This window comes from Streptobacillus felis (genome assembly GCF_001559775.1).
GTDB classification, from domain to species: domain Bacteria; phylum Fusobacteriota; class Fusobacteriia; order Fusobacteriales; family Leptotrichiaceae; genus Streptobacillus; species Streptobacillus felis.
Map to the genome: position 1 here is coordinate 1 of NZ_LOHX01000346.1, position 1,003 is coordinate 1,003.

Genomic DNA, 1,003 nt, shown 5'->3' on the forward strand with positions numbered 1-1,003 from the left:
TTTTACTGGGTGTTTGTCTGTATTTATAGTATTATTTCTGTTTTTTGTTGGAGCATGTGTTAGAATAAATTCAGAAGGTTCTATGATAGAGGGTTTAAAAAAAAAAGGCATTGCTATAAAAAGAAGAACTATAGACTTAGAGGCGTTCTATATGATAGGTAGTGGACCGGATGAAGAAACATATATGTGGCTTTATCCACCTGTTAAAAATAAGAGTAAATATATTAGTCCGAAATGGAAAATACATGTTTTTGTATCTTCATTTGGATATATGCTATCAGGAAGAGAACTTTTAGAGTATGGATATAAAAGTTATACAGTAACAGATTTAATATTTAATAAAGAAAAAGGTAATGATTTCAGAGAGATGGAAAAAATTTTAGATGAATATAGTAAGGAATATAGAATATTTGTTGGTGCTTGGATAAAAAATTATGGATATTTAAAGAGCTTGTATATGTTAGGTGAAGAGGAAGAAGTTCGTTATCAATATTTTAAGGAAAATGGAGAATTAGTATTTAAACAAGTTGATTTAACATATGAAGAGTTTTGGGAAAAAGAAAAAGAAAATGAAAAGAAATTTTCTGAAATATATGATGAATATTTTAAAGAGGTGAGACAATTTGAAACTATGAATTGGGATGAATATGCAGAAACATTTTCGTATTTTCCTATCCTATATGTTGTTCTTAAGTGTAAAGATTGCGATTTAAGTAATAAAGAAGAAATAGAAAAAGAAGTATATGAAAAAATTAAAAAATATCATAATCCTAAAACATATAAATTAGAAATATTTTTAGAAAAGGAAGAAGAATGAAAAAACTACTAATAATATTAATTCCATTTATTGTTTATTCTACAGAAATAGATAAGATAATATATAATGGAGTAGAGGATAGTTTGGCTATTAGTTTAAATAGTGATTTAAAAAGCGGAGAAGAACTAGATGTATTAAAAATAGATACACTAGTATCTAACTTAAAATATGCTAAAAGCAATAATA

1 protein-coding gene and 1 pseudogene are annotated in these 1,003 nt (G+C 25.5%); both read left to right on the top strand.

The features are described 5' to 3' along the window. Positions 1 to 817 (top strand): annotated as a pseudogene (locus AYC60_RS08115) (hypothetical protein); the annotation flags it as partial. Next, the coding region (locus AYC60_RS08120; protein ID WP_156447718.1) for a hypothetical protein at positions 814 to 1,003 on the top strand (190 nt) is incomplete at its 3' end. The pseudogene AYC60_RS08115 and the gene AYC60_RS08120, both read left to right, overlap by 4 nt.